Annotated in this window: 21 protein-coding genes and 1 tRNA gene; 16 read left to right on the plus strand and 6 right to left on the minus strand. The window is 60.4% G+C overall.

The window, feature by feature from the left end; all coding sequences use genetic code 11:
* The first annotated feature begins 6 nt into the window (after positions 1–6).
* Positions 7–1,974, plus strand: coding sequence for a S9 family peptidase (locus tag AA0535_RS01210; RefSeq protein WP_264814061.1), 1,968 nt, complete (start codon positions 7–9; stop codon positions 1,972–1,974).
* A gap of 78 nt (positions 1,975–2,052) precedes the next feature.
* Positions 2,053–3,036: a L,D-transpeptidase gene (locus tag AA0535_RS01215; protein WP_264814062.1), complete on the plus strand. Its 984-nt coding sequence runs from the start codon at positions 2,053–2,055 to the stop codon at positions 3,034–3,036.
* Between the two features lie 15 nt (positions 3,037–3,051).
* On the opposite strand, the gene AA0535_RS01220 is transcribed toward AA0535_RS01215, so the two are convergent.
* A complete protein-coding gene (locus AA0535_RS01220) occupies positions 3,052–4,011 on the minus strand; it encodes a LysR family transcriptional regulator (protein ID WP_264814063.1) in 960 nt (319 codons plus the stop codon).
* Between the two features lie 129 nt (positions 4,012–4,140).
* Between AA0535_RS01220 and AA0535_RS01225 the strand changes: the two genes are divergently transcribed.
* A complete protein-coding gene (locus AA0535_RS01225; protein ID WP_264814064.1) occupies positions 4,141–5,181 on the plus strand; it encodes an aromatic ring-hydroxylating oxygenase subunit alpha in 1,041 nt (346 codons plus the stop codon).
* Between the two features lie 167 nt (positions 5,182–5,348).
* Positions 5,349–6,749, plus strand: coding sequence for an aspartate ammonia-lyase (gene aspA / locus AA0535_RS01230; protein WP_264814065.1), 1,401 nt, complete (start codon positions 5,349–5,351; stop codon positions 6,747–6,749).
* 303 nt (positions 6,750–7,052) lie between these two features.
* On the opposite strand, the gene AA0535_RS01235 is transcribed toward aspA, so the two are convergent.
* The gene (locus AA0535_RS01235; RefSeq protein ID WP_264814066.1) at positions 7,053–7,772 is read right to left on the minus strand and encodes an MgtC/SapB family protein; all 720 of its coding nucleotides are present in this window, start codon (positions 7,770–7,772) and stop codon (positions 7,053–7,055) included.
* Between the two features lie 127 nt (positions 7,773–7,899).
* Here AA0535_RS01235 and AA0535_RS01240 point away from each other — a divergent pair, with 127 nt between their 5' ends.
* Positions 7,900–9,399 (plus strand): replicative DNA helicase, encoded by a 1,500-nt coding sequence (locus AA0535_RS01240; RefSeq protein WP_264814067.1) that lies wholly within the window; start codon positions 7,900–7,902, stop codon positions 9,397–9,399.
* Between the two features lie 77 nt (positions 9,400–9,476).
* Here AA0535_RS01240 and AA0535_RS01245 read toward each other — a convergent pair whose 3' ends face one another.
* Positions 9,477–9,977, minus strand: a complete 501-nt coding sequence (locus AA0535_RS01245) for a hypothetical protein (RefSeq protein ID WP_264814068.1) — start codon at positions 9,975–9,977, stop codon at positions 9,477–9,479.
* A 28-nt stretch (positions 9,978–10,005) separates the two neighbouring features.
* Positions 10,006–10,878, minus strand: a complete 873-nt coding sequence (locus tag AA0535_RS01250) for an aldo/keto reductase (protein ID WP_264814069.1) — start codon at positions 10,876–10,878, stop codon at positions 10,006–10,008.
* A gap of 222 nt (positions 10,879–11,100) precedes the next feature.
* Here AA0535_RS01250 and hisG point away from each other — a divergent pair, with 222 nt between their 5' ends.
* The 10 genes from hisG to AA0535_RS01300 all read left to right on the plus strand — a co-directional run bounded on the left by hisG (position 11,101) and on the right by AA0535_RS01300 (position 18,892).
* Positions 11,101–11,808 (plus strand): ATP phosphoribosyltransferase, encoded by a 708-nt coding sequence (gene hisG, locus AA0535_RS01255; RefSeq protein WP_264814070.1) that lies wholly within the window; start codon positions 11,101–11,103, stop codon positions 11,806–11,808.
* Positions 11,805–13,100 (plus strand): histidinol dehydrogenase, encoded by a 1,296-nt coding sequence (gene hisD, locus AA0535_RS01260; protein ID WP_264814071.1) that lies wholly within the window; start codon positions 11,805–11,807, stop codon positions 13,098–13,100. The genes hisG and hisD overlap by 4 nt, the downstream gene beginning before the upstream one ends.
* 160 nt (positions 13,101–13,260) lie before the next feature.
* Entirely contained in the window at positions 13,261–13,479 is a 219-nt protein-coding gene (gene infA / locus AA0535_RS01265) for a translation initiation factor IF-1 (protein ID WP_023979930.1), read from the plus strand.
* 10 nt (positions 13,480–13,489) lie between these two features.
* A complete protein-coding gene (locus tag AA0535_RS01270) occupies positions 13,490–14,098 on the plus strand; it encodes a Maf family protein (RefSeq protein WP_264814072.1) in 609 nt (202 codons plus the stop codon).
* Positions 14,095–15,171, plus strand: a complete 1,077-nt coding sequence (locus AA0535_RS01275; RefSeq protein WP_264814074.1) for a ribonuclease E/G — start codon at positions 14,095–14,097, stop codon at positions 15,169–15,171. The genes AA0535_RS01270 and AA0535_RS01275 overlap by 4 nt, the downstream gene beginning before the upstream one ends.
* Entirely contained in the window at positions 15,168–15,353 is a 186-nt protein-coding gene (locus tag AA0535_RS01280; RefSeq protein ID WP_264814075.1) for a DNA gyrase inhibitor YacG, read from the plus strand. The genes AA0535_RS01275 and AA0535_RS01280 overlap by 4 nt, the downstream gene beginning before the upstream one ends.
* A 28-nt stretch (positions 15,354–15,381) precedes the next feature.
* Positions 15,382–15,457 (plus strand) — tRNA-Phe (locus AA0535_RS01285).
* Between the two features lie 716 nt (positions 15,458–16,173).
* On the plus strand, positions 16,174–16,548 hold the full coding sequence (locus AA0535_RS01290) for an HAD family hydrolase (protein ID WP_264814076.1): 375 nt from the start codon (positions 16,174–16,176) through the stop codon (positions 16,546–16,548).
* A complete protein-coding gene (locus tag AA0535_RS01295) occupies positions 16,545–18,167 on the plus strand; it encodes a capsular biosynthesis protein (protein ID WP_264814077.1) in 1,623 nt (540 codons plus the stop codon). Before AA0535_RS01290 ends, AA0535_RS01295 begins: the two co-directional genes overlap by 4 nt.
* Positions 18,167–18,892, plus strand: a complete 726-nt coding sequence (locus AA0535_RS01300; protein WP_264814078.1) for a glycosyltransferase family 2 protein — start codon at positions 18,167–18,169, stop codon at positions 18,890–18,892. Before AA0535_RS01295 ends, AA0535_RS01300 begins: the two co-directional genes overlap by 1 nt.
* 42 nt (positions 18,893–18,934) lie before the next feature.
* Here AA0535_RS01300 and AA0535_RS01305 read toward each other — a convergent pair whose 3' ends face one another.
* Entirely contained in the window at positions 18,935–19,666 is a 732-nt protein-coding gene (locus AA0535_RS01305) for an SDR family NAD(P)-dependent oxidoreductase (RefSeq protein ID WP_264814080.1), read from the minus strand.
* Between the two features lie 472 nt (positions 19,667–20,138).
* On the opposite strand from AA0535_RS01305, the gene AA0535_RS01310 reads away from it, so the two are divergent.
* A complete protein-coding gene (locus AA0535_RS01310; protein ID WP_264814082.1) occupies positions 20,139–21,074 on the plus strand; it encodes an AraC family transcriptional regulator in 936 nt (311 codons plus the stop codon).
* 141 nt (positions 21,075–21,215) lie between these two features.
* Here AA0535_RS01310 and AA0535_RS01315 read toward each other — a convergent pair whose 3' ends face one another.
* Positions 21,216–21,353, minus strand: coding sequence for a hypothetical protein (locus AA0535_RS01315; RefSeq protein WP_264814084.1), 138 nt, complete (start codon positions 21,351–21,353; stop codon positions 21,216–21,218).
* Positions 21,354–21,465: the final 112 nt, after the last annotated feature.

The raw sequence follows: 21,465 nt of genomic DNA on the forward strand, positions 1-21,465 counted from the left end.
CCGGTCATGACACGTGATTTTCTGAAACTGGCCGGATTGCTCGGCACCTCTTTCCTTGCTTTAGGCACCGCCGCGGCCGAACCGCTCCATCTCTTCTCCTCGCCGGCGCTTTCGCCCGATGGCCGGCTCGTGGCGAGCCTCGATACGCTCGAGCATCCTGAGTCAGACGAGACACCGGTTCCCTCTCTCGTCCTGCGCTCCCTGCCTGGCGGTAAAGCCACGACAATTTCCCTGCCCTGCAGCGACTGCGTTCCCTCCAGTCCGAGCTGGAGCCCGGACGGGCAGCATCTGGCCTTCATCCTGCGACAGAAGAAAACGCAGAACCGCCAGATCGTGAGCGTGACGCCGGATGGCCGTGGGTTTACCACGCTACTGAAGTTCACAGGGTCCCTGCAGGACCTGCGTTATGGTCCAGACGGGACTCTGGCCGTGCTGGCCATTGCCGATGCGCGACGCGATCCCGGCGCCCTCCAGGCAGGCGCCCCTGAAACGGGCGAGATCGATGCGAAGGAAGACGAGCAGCGCATTGCGACGGTAGAGAAGGATGGCCTGCACTGGCAGTCGCCCGATGATCTCTATGTCTATGAATATGACTGGCAGAAGGCCCCCGAGCCCGCCTTCATCGGCACGGCAGCGAAGGGCAACGGCGATGCCAATTGGTGGCAGGCTCATCTGTCACGCTTTGCCCATGGTCAGGAAACGGTGCTCTATACCCACCCGCTTTCCCAGCAGATCGGGCTTCCCCTGGTCGCACCGGATGGCAGGAGCGTGAGCTTCGTGGCCGGACTGATGAGCGATTTCGGCTTTTTTGGCGGCGACCCGATGCAGCTCGACCTGACCCGCCCGAAAGCCGCCCCGGTTGCCCTCACCCGCAACGCCCATAGCACAGTCACCGGGCTGAGCTGGTGTGGCGGACGTCTGATCGCTTCGGCCATCGCGAGCCCGAAAACCCTGTTTCAGGCCCTTGATGACAAATCTCCCCTGATGGTCCTCGATGACGATCTGCTTTCCGATGGCGGGGGCGAACCCCGACTGGTCTGCGCGGGCACGCAGAGCGTGATCGTCCGGCAGAATTTCACCAAGGCCCCTGAGCTCTGGGCGGGGCCCATCGGGTCCTGGCGCGCCGTGACCCATGACAATGAGGGTCAGACCGCGCCCTTCACCGCCACCAGTATCAGCTGGACCAGCGATGGCTACACGGTACAGGGCTGGCATCTGGCCCCAAAGGAGCGTCCTGCCCCCCAGACGCGTCATGGCAAGGTACCGATGATCACCATGATCCATGGCGGGCCCTCCTCAGCGGTCACGCCGCGCTTTCTGCGGGCGACCGGGGATTCGGCCGTGCTGCTCAAGGCCGGATATGATCTGTTCATGCCCAATCCGCGCGGCAGCTACGGCCAGGGCGAGGCCTTCACGATGGCGAACCGTCGCGATTTCGGCCATGGCGATCTGCGCGATATCCATCGTGGCATCGATGCGCTCGAAAAACAGGCCCCCATCGATGAGCACCGCCTCGGCGTGACCGGCTATTCCTATGGCGGCTACATGACCATGTGGATCGTGACGCAGACGAACCGCTTCAAGGCCGCCGCAGCAGGGGGCGGTATTGCCAACTGGCAATCCTATTACGGACAGAACGGCATCGATGCCTGGATGCCTCCCTTCTTCGGCGCCACAGTCTATGACGATCCCGCCATCTACGCGCATTCCTCGCCGATGACATTCATCAAGCAGGTCAGGACGCCGACCTTCATCTATGTCGGGGCCAATGACGTGGAATGCCCGCCTGCACAAAGTCTTGAATTCTATCATGCCTTGCGCGCGCTCGGGATTCCGACCAGCCTTGTGATCTATCCCGGTGAAGGCCACGGAATGAGGGGGCGGGACCATGCAATCGATGCCCAGAAGCGCATGATTGCCTGGTTCGACCGCTTTCTGAGCGGCTCGGGCCCCAAGCCCGGTCCGACAAACTGAATCCGGCCTGCAACGTTTGGCCGACGGAGCTTTGGAGTTGAGATGCAGAACAGATACCGGGCCAGTTCGTCAGGCGTGATGACCCCGATCAGGAGGACCCTGCAGGGAATATTCCTGAGCTGTCTTGTCTCGGCCACAGCGCTGTCAGGCTGCGCTCAGGCGCAGAATCTCAATGCTCCCCCGCTTCCGTCATCCATCAGCGGAGCACCAGGCGCTTCCGGTGCGGTTTCTTCCGTGCCCGATCATGCGGCAACACCGCCTATCGTCATCCCGCCTCTGCCGGTACTGTCCGAGGCTCAGGCCCGGGTAGAGGCGAGCCGCCTTACTCTTCTCATGAAGAAATCGGTCTCCCGCTTCACCACCTACACGCCGGAGCAGCGTCAACGATTCATCCGGCTGGCGCGCGCGGCCATCGCCAGTTCCAACACGCCTATCGACAGGCCGCAGCTTCTGATGGTGGTTGATCGCAACCCCAAGGTGCAGCGGCTGTGCTATGTTCTCGCCATGCCCGGCGCAGCCGAATGGGAGACGCTCGGCGGCACCCCGGTCTCCACCGGTAAGGCAGGGCGGAAATTCTATTATATCACCCCCACCGGCGTATTCATCAATTCGCCTGACCGTCTGGGCTACCGCGCACTCGGGACCAAGAACGAGAATGGCATTCGTGGCATTGGCGCCAAGGGTATGCGCGTCTGGGACATGGGCTGGCATAATGCCGTCAAAGGCTGGCGTCCTGATCACGAAACCGGGGATATCCGTCTGGAGATTCATGCCACCGACCCGGATTTCCTCGAGCAGCGTCTCGGCCATCCGGCCTCGGAAGGCTGTATTCGCATTCCCGCCACCATGAATGTGTTCATGGACAAGAACGGCCTGCTCGACGCGCAGTACGAGCAGGCTGCGAGCTATGACGGGCGCTTCCGTGCCTTGTTGCCCAAGGATCGCACCCCCACCCCGATCGCGGGCGATGCGTTGGTGGTGGTCGATTCAACCGAGGCGGTCCAGGCCATCTCCTCGGCCAGCGTGGGCCATCAACCGCTCCTCAACCATCACGAGGGATAAGCCTCTCCGATGCATTCATGCACCGGGTGGCGCCTCACGCGCCGCGGGTTCCGGATCTGGGGGCGGCGCAAGGCCCTGTTTGTCGCTGATTGCCTTGTCGAGCGCAGCCGCCACCAGACGCACAGCGACGGGCAGAGATCGTGCCTGATCCACGCAGAATGAAAGACTGAACGGTCGCAGCTTCGGATGGGCGAGACCAATGAAGGCGAGCGCGCCTGACTCGACCTCCTCGATCACATCCACATAGCTCATGACGCTGATCCCGACGCCATGACGAACAAGCGACTTCAGGGTTTCGATATCATCCGATTCACATACCGGCGTGATCCTCACCCCTGTTTCCGCAGCAAGCCAGTCCAGCTTCTCAGCCAGTGCGAGCGGTGCGGCAGGCATGATGAGCGGCCATGAGGCGCAATCACTGAAGCGGGCATGGGTTTCCCTCGTCAGGGGGTGACCGGGCACGGTGACAATCCCAAGCGGAAAATCCATATGCCCGCGCAGCGTCAGACGGCTCGACGCCACCGCATCGAACATGAAGGCAAGGTCACCACGTCCCTCGATCAGCGCCGGACCGATCTCGTGATTGCCGAGAACCTTCACCGACAGGGTGATCCCGGGATGAGAGCGGCGTATTCCGGCGAGAATGCGCGGCACAAAACCGCGCGCCAACGCCTCAGGAATGAGGAGCGTGACATGACCGCGCTTCATGCCCTTGAGATCATCCACATGCCCCCGATAGGACTCCAGATCGCGGTGCCATTGCACTGACTGCGCCAGAAGCAGTTCACCCGCCGCCGTCATCCTCAGTCCTGTCGGCAGACGCTCGAATAACGCGACACCGAGCCTTTCCTCACCGAGCAGGATCTGCCTGTCGATGGACGAGGCCGATATACCCAGCGTTTCGGCGGCGCGCCGGATCGAACCGTGACGCGCCACAGCCGAGAAATAGGTCAGAAAGCGTGAGAAGACAGGCATGAGGGCGTCCTCGCACCCTTCAGGGCGCTCTGTTTTTTCGAACGGCAAAAAGCGTTTTTCGATATATCGCCGAACACTCAGGACATGGAAGACTCTCTCCTGTTATTCCCCTCCTTCGCAGGAAGCGCCATGTCAGAAACTCTCGACCGCCCGGTCCAGCTTCCGCGCCAGTGCAGCTTTGACGCTGCCGACTGGGCCATTCTCTCGACTTTCTGGTATCCCATCGCCCTCAGCCGCGATGTCGATACAGCGCCCGTCGCGGCCACATTGCTCGATGAGACTCTCGTGATCTATCGCGCTGGCGATGCGCTGGTCGTGGCTCAGGATATCTGCCCTCATCGCGGCGTGCCGCTCAGTCTCGGCTCGGGCAATGGCGAGAGTATCGCCTGCGCCTATCATGGCTTTCGCTTCGGCGCGTCAGGCCGCTGCGTGAAAGTCCCTGCACATCCCGCCTCCGCCATTCCGGGCAAGCTGCACCTGAAAACCTATCCCGTAAAAGAGCGCTATGGGCTGATCTGGACCTGCCTTGCAGGTGAAACGCCCCATGATGTGCCCTACATGCCGCATTGGGACGAACCAGCCTATCAGCAGATCACCTGCCCCTCCATCGACATTGCCGGGTTTGCCGGACGGCAGGTCGAGGGATTTCTGGATGTCGCCCATTTTGCCTTCGTGCATACGGATACCTTTGCCGACCCCGAAAACCCGGTCGTGCCTCCCTATATGCCCCGTCGAACGGCCGAGGGCTTCGAAGTCGAATATCGGAGCACCGTCGGCAATTACCCGATCGGGGTCGAAGGCCGCGCCCCGGCCGGGTTCGAGTGGCTGCGTCATTTCCGCACCTCGCTTCCCTTCACCGCAACGCTGGAAATCCACTTCCCGGATGCAGGACGCCTCGTGATCATGAACGCGGCCTCGCCCGTCTCGGCACGCAAAACCCGCATGTTCGCGCCCATATGTCGCAATTTCGATACGGATATCCCGGTCGAAGCGGTTTACGCGTTCAATCGCCGCGTTTTCGAGGAGGATCGACTGCTCGTCGAAGCCCAGAAGCCCGAATGCCTGCCGCTGGACCCGACTCTCGAAGCTCATGTCATGGCCGATCGCAGTTCGATTGCCTATCGCAAGGGGTTGCGCGATCTGGGGCTGAGCCGTTTTTTCACCGCCTGAGAGGCGTCCCGCGGAAGCGCTGCGCTAGCAGCAGTCCTGCCCGAAGTCATGTGCTGTCAGTGCATGGCTCCTGCGGTGAGAAACCATATCCCCGCGCCCGTCATCGTCTTGCGTCCAGACCACTTCTCTTTTCCATTGGCAGAAGGAAAGAGGGAGACACCCGGATCATGGCGATGACCAGAACAGAGCACGATCTGCTTGGCACACGCGAAGTCCCGTCCGATGCCTATTACGGTATTCATACCCTGCGCGCCGTCGAGAATTTCCCCATCACGGGGCGCCGCATCGACGCCTATCCTGAGCTGATCAATGCGCTGGCCGCCATCAAGCAGGCCGCAGCCCTGAGCAATCGCGATCTCGGTCTGCTCGATGCCCCTCGCGCCCGCGCCATCATCGCTGCCTGCGAGGATATCCGCTCGGGCAAGCTGCATGATCAGTTCGTGGTCGATGTCATTCAGGGCGGGGCCGGTACCTCGACCAACATGAACGCCAATGAGGTCATCGCCAATCGCGCCCTCGAACATCTCGGGCGCGTACGCGGCGAATACAGCGCGCTCCATCCCATCGATCACGTCAATATGGGCCAGAGCACCAACGACGTTTATCCCACCGCCCTGCGTATTGCCGCCATTCATGGCGTGAATCATCTGAGCGATGCCATGACGGTGCTGCGCAAGGCGTTCATGGCCAAGGCGCGGGAATTTCATGACATTCTGAAGATGGGCCGGACCCAGCTCCAGGATGCCGTGCCCATGACGCTGGGTCAGGAATTTCATACCTATGCCGTGATGCTCGATGAAGACCAGAAGCGCCTCAGGGAGGCGATCCTGCTGATCAGCGAGATCAATCTGGGCGGCACCGCCATTGGCACGGGAATCGCCGGACACTCCGGTTTTCCGAAGATCGTGTGCGGCCATCTGAACATGATCACCAATCTGCATCTCCTGACCGCCACGGACCTGATCGAGGCGACACAGGATTGCGGGGCTTTCGTCCAGATATCCGGCGTTCTCAAACGTTTTGCCGTGAAGCTCTCGAAGATCTGCAATGACCTGCGGCTGCTGTCTTCCGGCCCGCGCGCCGGGCTGAACGAGATCAATCTGCCCCCCATGCAATCAGGCTCCTCCATCATGCCGGGCAAGATCAATCCGGTCATTCCCGAGGTGGTGAATCAGGTTGCGTTCGAGGTGATCGGCAATGACCTGACTGTGACCATGGCCGCCGAGGCGGGGCAGCTTCAGCTCAATGCCTTCGAGCCCATCATCGCGCACAGCCTGTTCAAGAGCCTCACCCATCTTCACGCCGCCTGTCTGACGCTCGAATCGCGCTGCATCCGCGGTATCACGGCCAATACCGCCCAGCTCGAAGCCATGGTCACCCATTCCATCGGCCTTGTAACCGTGCTCAACCCCTATATCGGCTACGAAACCGCCACGGCCATCGCCCTCGAGGCCCATCGCACCGGCCGTGGCGTGATCGAGATCGTACGCGAACGCCATCTGGTGCCGGAGGAGACGCTCGCCCGTATTCTCTCGCCTGAAGGGCTGTGCCGCCCCAATAGTTTCTGAACCCGGATCGCCGGTTGCCCGGCACTCCGCTGTGGACCCAAGCAAAAGGGCCGTCGCCCTTTGCCCAGATCTAGGAAATGAGACAGGGGCGCTGCACGATGCCGAGAAGCGGGGCGATACATCGCAGTGGCGCCAGAGAGTGAGGGATGTGTGCGATCGGTTCCCCCCGCTGCAAAGGCAGTTTACCGCTGCAAACCTACTTCCAGGGGATGAAAGGGGTGCGCCCCTTTCCGGGGAGCGGGGCAGCGCCCCGCAGAAGCTTGGCGCAATTGGGGGTAGTGCCTTTCGCGCTTTGCCCCAGAATTAATCCGCAGCTTCGTCAGGCTTCTCGCTCCCCGCGGCCTGAACGCCCGGAATGCGCATGAGCGCCGAGATGACCTCTTCGGCGGGCTTGATACCGTGCACATGCAGACGAAGCAGCTGGACGGAATCCTCCTCCTTGCGCTCCTGCCAGACGTGACCGAGCGTAAAACCCAGTCGGGTCAGAGTCTGGTAGACCGTGTCCACGAAATCGACATCCGAATCCCCGCGGATGATCACCTTGAACCCATGGCGCGGTGCGCGTGGCAGGCGCAGCAGCCAGGCAGGGGTGAGAAACATGATGAGCAGATAGCCAAGCGTTGTCAGCACAGCGATACCGGCCATGCCGGCGCCACAGGCCATGCCGATGGCGGCGGTCAGCCAGACCGAGGCTGCTGTCGTCAGGCCACGCACCGTATCGCGCCGCATGAAAATGACGCCACCGCCGATGAATCCGAGCCCGGAGACGATCTGGGCAGCAACACGCGAAGGGTCCACCACCACCCGATCGGGGAGCAGTACGTCTTCGAACCCGTATTTGGAAATCAGCATGAACAGGGCGGCGGAAACCCCAACAAGGGTGTAGGTGCGAAATCCTGCGGCCTTCTGGCGATATTCCCGCTCGAGTCCGATCAGGGCGGAGAGAAAGAAGGCGAGGCCGAGTTCCTTGATCTGGAGCATGCCCTCACCGGGAATGGGGGTGAACAGGCCCGAAAGATGCATGACGAAACCTCCTGACAGCGCGGCGCCTTTTCGGCACTCTCGCCGTTATCGCCGATCCGGCGCTTCGTGCCACCCCTCGATCTCTTGATCGAATCGGGGGCGGTCATGATAGAGGGTCGCTGTGACCATGACCGACACCCCCAATTCCCCTGCGGCCGATGATGGCCTGACGGCGCTTCTGCGGCGCACCCCTCCGGCCAATCCCGAGGCTGAGCGCGCGCTTCTGGGTGCGCTGCTGACCAATAACAAAGCCTATGAGCGCGTCTCCGATTTTCTTGTGGCGGCGCATTTTGCCGACCCGCTTCACGGACGCATTTTCGAGGCCATTGCGCGACGCATCGATCGCGGCATGCTTGCAGACCCCATCACCATGCGCGCCGAATTCGAGCATTCGGGTCTGCTCGATGAGGTCGGCGGCCCGCAATATCTGGGCCAGTTGCTGATGGCGATGGTGGGTATCGTCAATGCAGGCGATTACGGTCGCGCCATTCACGATGCATGGATACGCCGCCAGCTGATCGATATCGGCGAGACGGTGGTCAATAACGCCTATGGTGCGCGCGCCGACCTCGAAGGGGGCGATCAGATTGCCGCAGCGGAAGAAACGCTGTTCAAGCTCGCCACGGACAAGGGTCAGGATGGTGGATTTGTAAGCTTCGAGCGCGCCCTGACAGGGGCACTTCAAGTGGCCGAGCAGGCGTTCCAGCGTACGGGCGATGTGAGCGGCCTGACCTCGGGTCTGCGCGATTTCGACAAGAAGACAGGTGGGCTGCATCCCTCCGACCTCCTGATTCTGGCGGGACGTCCCGCCATGGGTAAAACGGCGCTGGCGACGAAGATCGCCTTCTCGGCGGCACAGGCGCTGCTGCGTGAGGCCGAAGACAAGAACATCAAGCCGCGTGGCGCCGTGGCCATCTTCTCGCTCGAAATGTCGGCCGAGCAGCTGGCCACACGTATCCTTTCCGAGCAATCGGAGGTTTCGGGCGAAAAGATCCGCCGTGGCGATATCGGCCAACGCGAATTCGATCGCTTCGTGCGTGTCTCACGCGAGTTGTCGGAGTTGCCGCTGCACATCGACGATACACCGGCTATTTCCCTCTCCGCGATGCGAACGCGCTGCCGCCGCCTCGCCCGCACGAAGGGGCTGAGCCTTGTGGTGGTGGATTATCTTCAGCTCATGCGGCCCGCCATCGGGACCAAACCCGAAAGCCGCGTGCTCGAAATCTCGATGATCACCCAGGGATTGAAGGCGATCGCCAAGGAGCTGTCAGTGCCGGTCATCGCGCTGTCCCAGCTCTCGCGTCAGGTCGAATCGCGTGAAGACAAGCGGCCAATGCTCTCTGATCTCCGTGAGTCCGGCTCGATCGAGCAGGACGCCGATGCCGTGATGTTCGTGTATCGCGATGAGTATTACCTGCAGCAGCGCATGCCCAAGGACAGCGCCTATGAAAGCATGGACAAATATCAGGTTGCCATGGAGGAATGGCAGCGCAAGATGGCGCTCGTGCATAACAAGGCGGAACTGATTCTGGAAAAGCAGCGTCACGGACCGACCGGCACGATCTCGCTCTTCTTCGAAGGCGAATTCACGCGGTTCGGCGATCTGGACACTGTTCACGATGTCTGAGCGTTTCGCTCGCGCCCGGTTAGAACACCTGCCCAACGGCTTCGAGGAGAGGATCTACTCGGGCCCAACCGAGGATCTTACCAGCGGAACCTGATTCCTCCCGTCACCGCCGCCGAACCTGGAGGAGCGCCCAGGCGCGTGTCACGATGACCGGCGAAGAAACTGGCTGTCAGATCGAGGCCGGGGACGCCTACCACAGGTAAGGCGAATATGGTCGTCACGCCTTTCTCAAGAGCAATCGACGAGTCGTGATTTTGTTCCACCCTGATGGGTGTATTCTTGCGCAGAATAGAAGAGAGATCCGGCGCGGCAAAGGGTCTCGGCACAGCTACCGCCCTGACACTGAACGCTTCTGACTGAGGCGTGATCGACAGGGGTTTGACGGAGGCAGCCAATGACGGGTCTGGCCTTCTCAAGGGAATAAAGTAGCCGGTCGAGGGAGGTGTGGCACGTGCTGTGGCGCCGTCAGCGCGTTCTGTTGGCCCGAAAGGGAATGTCACCGCGCAGAAACAGGTCAGCCGGGTCAAGGTCTTGATGCTGCTCATCATGGCAGCATTGCACGACCAAGACCCGGCCATCCGTCACATTTCGAGACGATCCGTCACATCAGGAGAAATCTGCCGTATCCGGATGAGGCCCGGTGCGGCCGTCCTTGCGGTCGAGAGTCGCAATGCGTGCCATATCGTCTTCGTCGAGCGTGAAGTCGAAGACATCGAAATTTTCATCAATCCGCTTCTGATGGGCTGATTTGGGGATGACAATATTGCCCTGATCCAGGTGCCAGCGGATCGTGACCTGTCCGGGCGTTTTGCCGTGCTTTCGGGCGATGCTTGTGATGATCTCGCCATCCAGCCCTGTCCCACGTCCGAGTGGGCTCCAGGCTTCTGTCCGGATATCGAGCGACTCGTTGAAGGCGCGCAATTCCTTTTGCTGGAAGGCCGGATGCAGTTCGATCTGGTTGAGCACGGGCTTGACCCCCGTTTCCTCGATCAGACGGGTCAGATGCTCGGGCTGGAAATTGCAAACGCCAATCGAGCGGATGCGACCCTCGTTTTTGAGTTGAATCATCGCTTTCCAGCTTTCGACGAAAAGGTCCGTTTTCGGCATCGGCCAGTGGATCAGATACAGGTCGACCACGTCGCGTCGCAGCTTGCGGGCGCTGATGTCAAAGGCGCGCAGAGCCGCATCATAGCCGAGATCCGACGCCCAGAGCTTGGTCGAGGTATAGAGATCGGGGAAGTCCTGCAGGGCATCGCCCACCCCTTCCTCATTACCGTAGAAAGCCGCCGTATCGACCATCCTGTATCCGGCCTTGGCGGCGTAACGGACGATCTCGGCGGTTTCGTCGGCGGGCGTCTTGTAAACGCCAAGCCCGAATTGCGGGATGCGCGTCCCGTCATTGAGGTTCAGATGATTCTGCTCTTCATCGACACGGGGGGTCGCCGTGGCGAGATCGGGGGTGAAGTCGCTGTGAGACATGAGGGGCTCCTGTCTTTCCGATTGGGTCGTTCTCCCCTGTCTAGCGGATCGGATGGCCGAGGGTTGCAGGCGCGGCCGGATTGACGGTCATCACTGCGTGAGCGCGCTGTCCCGGGATACAAGGTAAAAGGCGAGCAATGCAGGCAGAGCCCTGAAGCGGCGCAAAAACACCTCCCGCTCCCGGTTCTTGCGCAGGCCAGACTGTGATAGGGAGAGCACGTCATGAACGCCGCAATCGATCCCGCCCCCGTCTCCTCAGCCCCCGATCAGGACGCGCCCCTCATACTGGCGCTGCCCAAGGGGCGCATTCTCAAGGCGCTCGGCCCTGTGCTGGAGCGTACGGGGCTGTTCCGCGACGGTAGCGCGATCGGCGAGGGAACACGCAGCCTGCGCTTTCCGACGCTCGATCCGCAGGTCGATGTGGTGCGCGTACGCTCCTTCGATGTCGCGACATTCGTGGCCCATGGCGGCGCACAGATCGGTGTCTGTGGCGCCGATGTGCTGATGGAATTCGATTATCCCGACATCTACGCGCCCCTTGATCTGGGTATCGGGGGGTGTCGCATTTCCATCGCCCGTCCCGTAGGCACGGGCGCCCATGACAATCAGGCTGCGAGTTCGCACCTGCGCGTTGCCACGAAATATCCTACCATCACGCGGCGCCATTTCGCCGCAAAGGGCGTGAATGCCGAGATCGTGCATCTGCATGGCGCCATGGAGCTTGCCCCCACGCTCGACATGGCCAGCGTCATTGTCGATCTGGTGGATACGGGCTCGACCCTCAAGGCCAATGGTCTGCGCGAAACCGATGTCATTGCGCATGTCACAAGCCGCCTTATCGTCAATCGCGTTGCTCTCAAGACCCGGCCCGACGCCATTCGTGCCCTGATCGAACGCTTTCGCGATGCGCTTCAGGAGAATGCCGCATGAAATGGCTCCAGACCGACGAAGCCGATTTCGAGTCCCGTCTTTCGGTCCTTCTGGCTGATCGCAGCGCCGTCGAGACCAGCGTGGCGGCGCCTGTGCGCGATATCATCGCCGCAGTGCGCGCGCAGGGCGATACCGCCTTGTGCGACTACACGACGCGCTTCGATCGGCTCGCGCTGAGTCCTGACACCTTGCGCATCTCGGCTGACGAGATTGCCCGTGAGGCAGACAAGGTCGATGCAGAACTCATGGACGCACTGACACTCGCTGCGTCACGCATCGAGTCCTTTCATCGCGCCCAGATGCCAGCGAACCTCTCCTACACGGATGAGGCGGGGCTGACACTGGGTATGCGCTGGATCCCGCTCGATGCTGTCGGGCTTTACGTGCCCGGCGGCAAGGCAGCCTATCCGTCCTCCGTGCTGATGAACGCGCTTCCTGCCCGTGTGGCAGGCGTCGGGCGTATTGCCATGTGCGTTCCCTGTCCCGATGGCGTGCTGAACCCTCTGGTTCTGGCGGCTGCGCGCGTCTGCGGTGTGAGCGAGATCTATCGTGTCGGCGGGGCTCAGGCCGTGGCGGCTCTCGCCTATGGCACCCCGACCATCCGGCCGGTGGATCGCATCGTCGGGCCTGGCAATGCCTATGTGGCTGAAGCCAAGCGTCAGGTATTCGGCCATGTCGGTATCGACTCCATTGCCGGACCGTCCGAGGTCGTCATTGTGGCCGATAACCGCAACGAGCCGCGTTTCGTCGCGCTGGATCTGCTGGCCCAGGCCGAGCATGACGAACTGGCCCAGGCAGTGCTGATCACCGATGATGCTGCATTCGCCCGGCGCGTGGTCGAGGCTGTCGAGACAGAGCTGAAAACCCTGCCGCGTGCGGCCATCGCAGGCAAATCATGGGCCGATCATGGCGCTGTGGTGATCGTGGACAATTGGCAGGAAGCTGCTGCTATCGCCAACCGCTTCGCCTCCGAGCATCTCGAGGTCATGCTTGAGGAGCCCGAGTCCTTTGCTGCGATGATCCGTCATGCCGGGGCGACGTTCCTTGGCCGCAATTGCCCCGAGGCGGTGGGTGATTATGTGGGCGGTCCGAACCATGTTCTGCCTACCAGCCGCACGGCGCGTTTCGCTTCGGGGCTTTCGGTATTCGATTTTCTCAAGCGGACCACCACGATCGCGGCGGATGCCAACGGGCTGCGTGCGGTCGGTCCGGCCGGAGCCAGACTGGCACGAGCGGAAGGCCTTCACGCCCATGCGCTCAGCTTGTCGGCCCGACTCGACGCGCTTGGCTGAAACGCAATCGGCGGTGTGAAGAGAGGGGAGATACCCTCCTTTTCGCCCGCAAAATGACCAAGAAACTTGACGGAACGGCGCTGAGTCAGCACATACGCGGCAGAATTCTTCCTGCCGGGTCTGTTCCGGCCCTTATCAGCGCACAGTCTAAAGGACTCAGATGTCAAAAGAAGACATGATCGAATTCAGCGGCACGGTTACCGAGCTGCTGCCCAATGCCATGTTCCGCGTCACGCTCGACAACGAACACACCATTCTCGCCCATACGAGCGGCAAGATGCGCAAGAACCGTATTCGTGTTCTCGCCGGTGACCGCGTGAATGTCGAAATGACGCCGTACGACCTGTCCAAGGGCCGCATCACCTTCCGCTTCAAGTAAGAGCGTTTTCGTGACCGACGGCACAAGGCCGGAGCTGGTCCTCGCCTCGGCGTCGCCAAGACGGGTCGACCTCCTGCGCCAGATCGGGCTTATTCCCGATCGTATCGACGCGGCCGAACTGGACGAATCGCCCCGACAGAACGAGACGCCACGCCTGTGCGTAGCGCGGCTTGCCCGTATGAAAGCCGAGACCGTGGCTGCGCGCTGCGAGGGTCGCGCCCTCGTGCTCGCAGCGGATACGCTTGTCGCCGTGGGGCGTCGTATCCTGCCCAAGGCTGAGGATCGAGCGACTGCCGAGCGCTGCCTGCGTCTTTTGTCCGGCAGGCGCCATACCGTGCTCACAGCCGTTTGCGTCATGCCAAGCGCTTCCTGGAATGAGGGGCGGGTGGTGGAACGTCTGGTCGAGACAGATGTGACCTTTTCGCGCCTGACCGAAGCCCAGATTGCCGCCCTGCTCGATCAGGGAGACTGGCAGGGCAAGGCCGGGGGCTACGCCCTTCAGGGTGCTGCGGCCTCGCTCATCCGCTATGTCGGAGGCAGCCCTTCGGCGGTAATCGGCCTTCCCCTGTTCGAAACCGCCCAGATGCTGCGCGGACAACCCTACCGGTTCATCGCATGAGGGAATGTCGCCTCGCCTGGTCGCCCGGCGAAGCGCGCATTGCTGTCTGCGATGATGAGACTCTCATCGATTTCGCGCTCTGGCGCCCCGGCATGTCCGATGGCTATGGCGATCACCATGCCGTACGCGTGCAGAAATCCGCTGCGGCGCTTGGAGGCGCCTTTGTCACCCTTGCCGGAGGCGGGACCGGCTTCCTGACGGGAACCCATCAGGAAGGAGCGCTGGTTGCGGCGCGCGTGACCCGCAGCGCCCAGAATGGCAAGGGACTGCGTCTCAAGCCGCACGGAGTGCTCCCACAGGCGTGTGAGGCGCCCCAGGTTCTGAGGCGTGGCCCGACGCCGCTGGAAACACTCGCTGCCCGATATCCCGATGCACCCATTCTGTGCGATGCACCGGCGCTGATGGCGCTTCTTCCAGTTGCGCTCAGGTCGCGCCTCGAGCGTGTGGGCCAGGCTTTCGACAGCGTTCTTGACGCGCGTTGTGACGATCTGATGGCCGCCCATACGCCGCTGCCCCATGGGCTCTGCGCCACCATCACCCCCACACCGGCGCTGACCGCGATCGATCTGGATGATCCGAACCCCGATCAGAGACGCCAGATGGACGGGTTTACAGCCAATCGTCAGGCCTTCTCAGCCCTTGCTGCAGAAATCCAGATGCGCAATCTGAGCGGGGCGATCCTGATCGATCCGGCGGGGGTGGCCATGCGTAAACGTCCGGCGCTGGTGCCGTTTCTTGCCAAGGCTCTTGAGGGCGATCCACAGCAGGCAAAGGCTCTGGGCGCGACGGCGCTCGGCCTGCTGGAAGTGGTCCGCACACGCGGTCGTCCTGCCTTGCACGAAATGACGAGCAGCCCCGGTGGCCATGCACTTGCGGCGCTTCGTACGATCCTGCGCGAGAAAGAGGGCCGAGGAAAAACCGGCAAGCCGCAACTGCGCGCTTCTGTGGGCGTGGTCCGTGCGCTTGAAGAAGACCGTGACGCTCTGGCAGGGTTTGCGCTGGAATGGGGCGCGTCGCTGTCACTGGTCATGGACCCGGATTATCCGGACCGCGTTTGGAGCTTCACCGCATGAATTCCTGTCCGATCTGCAAGAGACCCAGCGTGGAGACCTTCCGGCCATTCTGCAGCAAACGCTGCGCCGATATCGATCTTGGGCGCTGGTTCAATGAGAGCTACAGCATTCCCGCACTGCCTGAGGACGACGAGGAAAAAATCCTCCCTCCCCCGCTTGATCCCCGGAACACTCTGGAGTAAACCCCCTCTCACACCGCGCGGTGCCGGTGCCCAAGTAGCTCAGTTGGTAGAGCATGCGACTGAAAATCGCAGTGTCACTGGTTCGATCCCGGTCTTGGGCACCATTTTCCTGGAAAATTTGATCTAGTCCCGGCCTGCTGTTCGCAGGTCTTGCAAGGACGGCAATGCTGGCACCCCCGCCGGACGACTGAGTTGAACGTCACCTTGTTCAAGCAAGTCAGGAACGCTGAGTGATGATCCATTCGTTCCCTTGTCAATCAGGGCTCTATGAAACGGTGTGCGCTAACGCCCCGGACATCGCGACGGTCGATTGTCGATACGACCGGACGAATATTACGTCACCGCGGCGGGCTGCAAAGTTGTTGGCGTGCCGGGGAGTGTTTTTTGTCGCCCAAAAGGCAAAGAAGAACGCTGGTAGTTACAATAAATCTGGTCAGACCTTTCCACGCTTGCGACTTCGACTCCAGAGAAACGGAATGGGGGAAGCATTAACAAAAATCGATGCCACAACCATTCACAGTATAAAACTACGATGCCTTGCAGGGATCGTCTGATAGACAGGCGTGATCGTTACCTGTTCTAACGATCACAGACCCATTCGGTCGGTAAAACCACACAGTGTGACGATCAATAAATAAGGCCCTTCCTAAAATTCTCGTCAAAGCCGTGCTTCGGTACATAAGTTAGATTCTGAACCAATAGAAACTTTGTAATGAGGCCACAAAGAAGACAAAGTTTTTGTTTCACTCTGTCCTCTGGTATTTTTGCCCAACACTGAATAGATAGTGCAGTCAAGAATTTCCGGAGCTCGACCCTGGCTATGAAGCGTCTCGTTATTGATCTCGACGACACCCTCACCGTTAACAATCCAGACCTCTCATACAGCGACAAGGAACCGAACCTGCCGCTCATTGCGAAGCTGCACGAATACAAGGCCATGGGCTTCGAGATCCTGATACAGACCGCGCGTAATATGCGCACCTATCAGGGCGCTGTTGGCAAGATCAACGCCAATACGCTGCCGATCGTCATCGACTGGCTTAAGAAGCACAACGTCCCCTATGACGAGATCTATGTTGGCAAGCCCTGGTGCGGCACGGAAGGGTTCTATGTCGATGACCGCGCCATCCGCCCTTCCGAATTCATCTCGCTCTCGCTCGCCGAGATCAATAATCTGATTGAAACAAGCAAATGAGCCCCTCATCCTCGATCGCCCTGATCATGTCAGGGGCCTTTGTGACGCAGGAACTCGTCGCCGAATTCGGTCTTCTTCCGCCTGCGTTCCTCCCCCTCGGCGTCGGTCGCCTTTACGACATTCAGGCCGACAGCCTCAAGGCAAGCGCACTCGGCAACTGTCAGATTTATCTGGCGGTTCCAGAGAGCTTCGAGGTGCCGGATTACGATCTGCATCGCCTCGAGCAGAAAAATGTGACGCTGCTTCCGGTCCCGGACGATATCTCCCTTGGCGAGGCGATTGTCTACGCCATTAACATGCTCAATGCTTATGATAGAGGCATTCAGATCCTGCACGGCGATACCGTGCTCGGTGAGATTCCCCCCGGTCTGAATATCGTTGCCGCCCATACTGAGGGTGATGATTATTCATGGGCAGCGATCAATCACGACGGCGACGTTGTCACGGATCTTGAGACGATCGAAGCGACGAGCGAAGAGGACCTGGAGCGTCCCATCGCCTGTGGCTACTTCTCGTTCTCAAACGGTGTGGAACTGGTGCGCGCCATCAGCCAGGCACGTGGGAGCTTCATCAAGGGTCTTAATCTGTACCTGAAACGTCGCCCCCTTACGCTCAAGCGTGTGGATGACTGGTACGATTTCGGCCATATCCAGACCTATTTCCGTTCACGCCGGCTGGTAACAACGGCGCGCGCCTTCAACTCCCTGCAAATCACCCAGAGCACCGTACGCAAGCTCTCGGCTGATCGCTTCAAAATGAAGGGCGAGGCAAACTGGTTCGAGAGCATTCCTGCTGACGTACAGCCTTATGCCGCGCGTTTGCTCGACAAGGGTGAGGACGAGAATAGCGCGTTCTACACAACCGAGTACCAGTACGCGCCCAATCTTTCTGAGCTCTACGTTTTCTCGTCTATCGGTCGCGTGACCTGGAAAAAGATCCTTACAAGCTCCTCGGAATTCCTGGAACTCTGTGCCACCACGCTCAGTGACGCACCCCGTGAGGCCTATTCGCGGCAGCTCATGGGCGGCAAAACGGTGGAACGCCTTGAGCGCTACGCGAGCGAGACCGGCTTCGACGTCAATCGCGCCCTGACATTCAAGGGTCGGGCCATGCCCTCCCTGATGACGATCGCGGAGGAAATTGAAGCCCTTATCACGCATGACGCCAGCGCCAAGGCGACGCTGATGCATGGTGATTTCTGCTTCAGCAATATTCTCTATAACTCACGCAACAGCCGTATCTCGGTCATCGATCCGCGCGGCTATGTCTTTGCCAACAAGCTCGAGATCTGGGGGGATTTCCGATACGATATCGCGAAATTCTCGCACTCGGTCGACGGACTCTACGACTTCATTCTGGCGGGGCGTTACACCCTGACCCAGGATACCGAGTATGATTTCGATTTCGAATTCGATGCCTCGCCTCAGCGCAGCTGGCTGCAGAAATCATTCGCCGACATGAAAATTGCCGGGCTCTCCACAGCAAGCAAGGAAATCCGGGCGATCACGACGTCGCTCTTCGTTTCCATGCTCCCACTTCATTCTGACCGGCCTGACAGGCAGAGAGCCTTCATCGCGAATGCCCTGCGTCTCTATGCCACGCTCGAAGGACTTGCGTGATGATCGTTATCCCCATGGCTGGCCTTTCCAGCCGCTTCACCAAGGCCGGTTACCCGGTGCCGAAATACATGCTTCCCCTGCACGGCAAGAGCGTGTTTGCGCATTCGATCGAGAGCTTCTCAGCCTATTTCGAGACAATGCCTTTCGTGTTCATTGCCCGCACCGTGGCCGATACCGAGGCCTTTATTCGCAGCGAAATCGCTGCACTCGGCATTCGTGACGCCCGTATCGTGATCCTTGATCACGAAACCGCAGGGCAGGCCGAAACCGTCGAATTCGGGGTCAAACAGGCCGGTGCCTCACCGGACAGCCCGCTGACGATCTTCAATATCGACACGTTCCGTCCGGGCTTCCGCTTTCCCGAAGGCGAGTGGTTCGCGTCGTCGGACGGCTATCTCGAGGTCTTCCGCGGTGAAGGTGCAAACTGGTCCTATGTCGGACCTGTTGAAGGGACGGACGAGCCTCTCGCTGCGCGTACGACCGAGAAACAGCCAATCTCCGATCTTTGTTGCGACGGGCTCTACCATTTCGCACGATGCGGCGATTTCCTCGCAGCTCTCGAGCAGGAACGTCTGACGCCCTCATCGCCGGAGTTGTATGTGGCCCCGCTCTATAATCACCTGATCAAGCAGGGCATGAAGATTCACTACGAGGTCATCGCACCCGAGGCGATCACCTTCTGCGGCGTGCCCGCCGAATACGAAGAGCTTCTGGCCAAAAGCTGAACCTGGTCTCCTCCGGCATTGGCGCCGGAGGAAACCCTGCACTCAGGCAAGCAGGCCGCCATCGACAGCCAGTGCAGAGCCGGTGATGTAGCTGGCGCGCTCATTGACCAGAAACGACACCACATTGGTAATATCTTCGACCTCGCCATAAGCCCCTGTTGCAACATGGCTGGCCAGCATAGCGGCAGCCTGCGTATTGGACGGATTCATGGCGGTGTTGACCGGGCCCGGCTCGACCACGTTGATCGTGATCCCCCTGTTGCCAAGGTCACGCGCCACGCCCTGCGCAAAGCCTCTCAGGGCCGCTTTGGTGCCGGAATAAAGTGAGAGGCCGGGCAAGGGCGCCCGCCCCCCGAAAGACGACCCCATGAGAACGATACGTCCGCCTGCCGTCATATGACGGACAGCGCACATGGTTTCGATCATCGGCCCGCGTACGTTAAGATTGAGAACGGTCTCGATGCTCCCAACCGTGATCTCGTCGATTGTCCCCTTGGGATACATACCAGCATTGCAGACAAGCACGTCCAGCCGACCGAAAACACGGATCGTCTCGGCTACGATCTTCTCATTTCCCTCGGTCGTACTGCCATCGGCCTGTACTGCCAGAACCCGACGCCCCAAGGCCTCGACTTGCCTGATTGTATCCTGTGCTCCAGCGACATCCTGAGGGTAAGAGAACGCGATATCATAGCCCTCGCTGGCAAGCTGACACGCGATACCGGCTCCGATACCTCGGCTGGCTCCTGTAACGATAGCAACTTTACTGGTCATGATCAGTCTTCCTTTTGTGGAGAAACGCAAGAAGGGCACTCAGCCCATAATCCCTGAGAGGCCGCGACATCATCATCAGCTCAACCATGACCAGGACACGGCCTTTCCGTGGAAAACGCCCTAGGAAACAGGGCCTTTTCTCCTTGATAGGCATTGAAAGGGGAATATTCGCGCGGCCTCGCCGATAGCGATCTCGCTGCCTGGACGCTCGGAAACAGCCTTCCGTCGGCTTCCACAAAACCGCGACGGCACATCCTGTATGCTCCGACGCACGCACTTTGCGACAGGACAGTCGTCACTGCAGCGCGCTCTTTACGAGTACCGTTGCTGACGGGAGTGCTGTCGATCCCCTTTGTCATGATGAGCCTCCCCTCCTCTGGGATGCACCATTCATGACCGGAAAACAGAGGAGAGCGTTATCGCGGCATTACGCAAAACTTGCCTTTTTCGCTCAGACCAGCAGAGTGAGGTCATGACCTCAGACGAAATATCCATCACGCTGGGGGATGTGCAGTCCCTGCTTCTGCGGCACTGTCGGCACAAGAGCACAAAGACCGCCATTCCCTATCTGACGCTCTATTGCTGCGATAACATCACCGATCCGCTGCTGGTGGTTTACGAACCCCGCATCTATCTGATCATCCAGGGCGCCAAGACGATCAGGATCCACAAGCGCAGCTTCCACTACGACGAGAATTATTATCTTGTCGCTACTGTTGATCTGCCCCTCTCAGGCCACATCACCCGCGCAACAGCTGAAGAACCCTATTTGGCCGCCTGCATCTCATTCGACCCCGACGAGATACGGGACATCATCGCCCGGACGGCCGCACGTCCGGGGCTCAACGCCCCTCTGGCCACGAGTCTCGGTCTGAGTCGTGTGACCCCCGACCTTCTCGCTCTGGTCCATCGCCTGCTTCGTGCGCTCGATGCCGGGGACCATGGCTTCATGGCGCCGCTCATCAAGCAGGAACTGCTTTATCGCGTGCTGCAAGGCGATCAGGGTCACGTCCTCCATGAAATCGCGAACCGGAAGAGCGATGCCTCGCGGATCAACCGGGCATTGGCGCATATGCGTGCCCATTTCACCGGGGAGGACACAGCCACCGCCCTGCACAGGCTCGCTGGCATGGGACAATCGACCTTCTATCGCAAGTTCCAGCAGATTACCGGGCTTTCCCCTGTGCAGTATCGCAAGCGACTACGTCTGCAGGAGGCACGCCGCCTGATCCTGCATGAAGACCGGCTCGCAGCCGATGCAGGGTTTGCTGTGGGGTATGAAAGCCCGTCCCACTTCACCCGCGACTATAAAGCCATCTATGGCCTGCCGCCGCATCGAGACGTGGCGCGTATCCGGGCAATCGGCGTTGATAGGTATCGCGAGATGAATGAGGATGTCTGGATCTGATACCCCAGAGGCAAAGCCGGTCACAGCGCCGCCTGTTACAGATACTCACCGTCCGCAGGCTTGGCCCCCCACCTGTCCGAGTGCAAATTTGAAGCGTTGTGCGAGAGGGGAAAAACCATGCGCCACGTGATCTGTCTCGGATTACTGTTCTGCCTTGCGGGTTGCGCGCATCCGCACCCGCCAGAGAGTGACAGTCGTGCTGACCTGCTGCGCCCCGTCACAGGAAGCACTCAGACCGGCACTGGCGCGAGCTCCGCCCCCACGGGACGCAAGACGCATGGCCATCTCTATATGGGCTCAGGATTTGGCGGAAACCGCCTTTGAGACCCGGGAACGCCGCCGATCCGCCATGCGGCTAACGCGAAGGCGTGTCCCGCCGGACGCGTCCCGC

Origin of the sequence: Asaia krungthepensis NRIC 0535, from assembly GCF_025995175.1 — a bacterium.
Classification (GTDB): domain Bacteria; phylum Pseudomonadota; class Alphaproteobacteria; order Acetobacterales; family Acetobacteraceae; genus Asaia; species Asaia krungthepensis.

Coding starts and splice junctions, on each gene's coding strand:
- hisG (WP_264814070.1), top strand. CDS start 11,101: ATGAACGCCGCAATCGATCCCGCCCCCGTCTCCTCAGCCCCCGATCAG.
- AA0535_RS01235 (WP_264814066.1), bottom strand. CDS start 7,772: ATGCATCTTTCGGGCCTGTTCACCCCCATTCCCGGTGAGGGCATGCTC.
- AA0535_RS01280 (WP_264814075.1), top strand. CDS start 15,168: ATGAATTCCTGTCCGATCTGCAAGAGACCCAGCGTGGAGACCTTCCGG.
- AA0535_RS01300 (WP_264814078.1), top strand. CDS start 18,167: ATGATCGTTATCCCCATGGCTGGCCTTTCCAGCCGCTTCACCAAGGCC.
- AA0535_RS01215 (WP_264814062.1), top strand. CDS start 2,053: ATGACCCCGATCAGGAGGACCCTGCAGGGAATATTCCTGAGCTGTCTT.
- hisD (WP_264814071.1), top strand. CDS start 11,805: ATGAAATGGCTCCAGACCGACGAAGCCGATTTCGAGTCCCGTCTTTCG.
- AA0535_RS01245 (WP_264814068.1), bottom strand. CDS start 9,977: ATGGCCGGGTCTTGGTCGTGCAATGCTGCCATGATGAGCAGCATCAAG.
- AA0535_RS01315 (WP_264814084.1), bottom strand. CDS start 21,353: ATGCGTCTTGCGTCCCGTGGGGGCGGAGCTCGCGCCAGTGCCGGTCTG.
- AA0535_RS01275 (WP_264814074.1), top strand. CDS start 14,095: ATGAGGGAATGTCGCCTCGCCTGGTCGCCCGGCGAAGCGCGCATTGCT.
- AA0535_RS01250 (WP_264814069.1), bottom strand. CDS start 10,878: ATGTCTCACAGCGACTTCACCCCCGATCTCGCCACGGCGACCCCCCGT.
- AA0535_RS01210 (WP_264814061.1), top strand. CDS start 7: ATGACACGTGATTTTCTGAAACTGGCCGGATTGCTCGGCACCTCTTTC.
- aspA (WP_264814065.1), top strand. CDS start 5,349: ATGGCGATGACCAGAACAGAGCACGATCTGCTTGGCACACGCGAAGTC.
- infA (WP_023979930.1), top strand. CDS start 13,261: ATGTCAAAAGAAGACATGATCGAATTCAGCGGCACGGTTACCGAGCTG.
- AA0535_RS01305 (WP_264814080.1), bottom strand. CDS start 19,666: ATGACCAGTAAAGTTGCTATCGTTACAGGAGCCAGCCGAGGTATCGGA.
- AA0535_RS01240 (WP_264814067.1), top strand. CDS start 7,900: ATGACCGACACCCCCAATTCCCCTGCGGCCGATGATGGCCTGACGGCG.
- AA0535_RS01225 (WP_264814064.1), top strand. CDS start 4,141: ATGTCAGAAACTCTCGACCGCCCGGTCCAGCTTCCGCGCCAGTGCAGC.
- AA0535_RS01220 (WP_264814063.1), bottom strand. CDS start 4,011: ATGCCTGTCTTCTCACGCTTTCTGACCTATTTCTCGGCTGTGGCGCGT.
- AA0535_RS01310 (WP_264814082.1), top strand. CDS start 20,139: ATGACCTCAGACGAAATATCCATCACGCTGGGGGATGTGCAGTCCCTG.
- AA0535_RS01295 (WP_264814077.1), top strand. CDS start 16,545: ATGAGCCCCTCATCCTCGATCGCCCTGATCATGTCAGGGGCCTTTGTG.
- AA0535_RS01290 (WP_264814076.1), top strand. CDS start 16,174: ATGAAGCGTCTCGTTATTGATCTCGACGACACCCTCACCGTTAACAAT.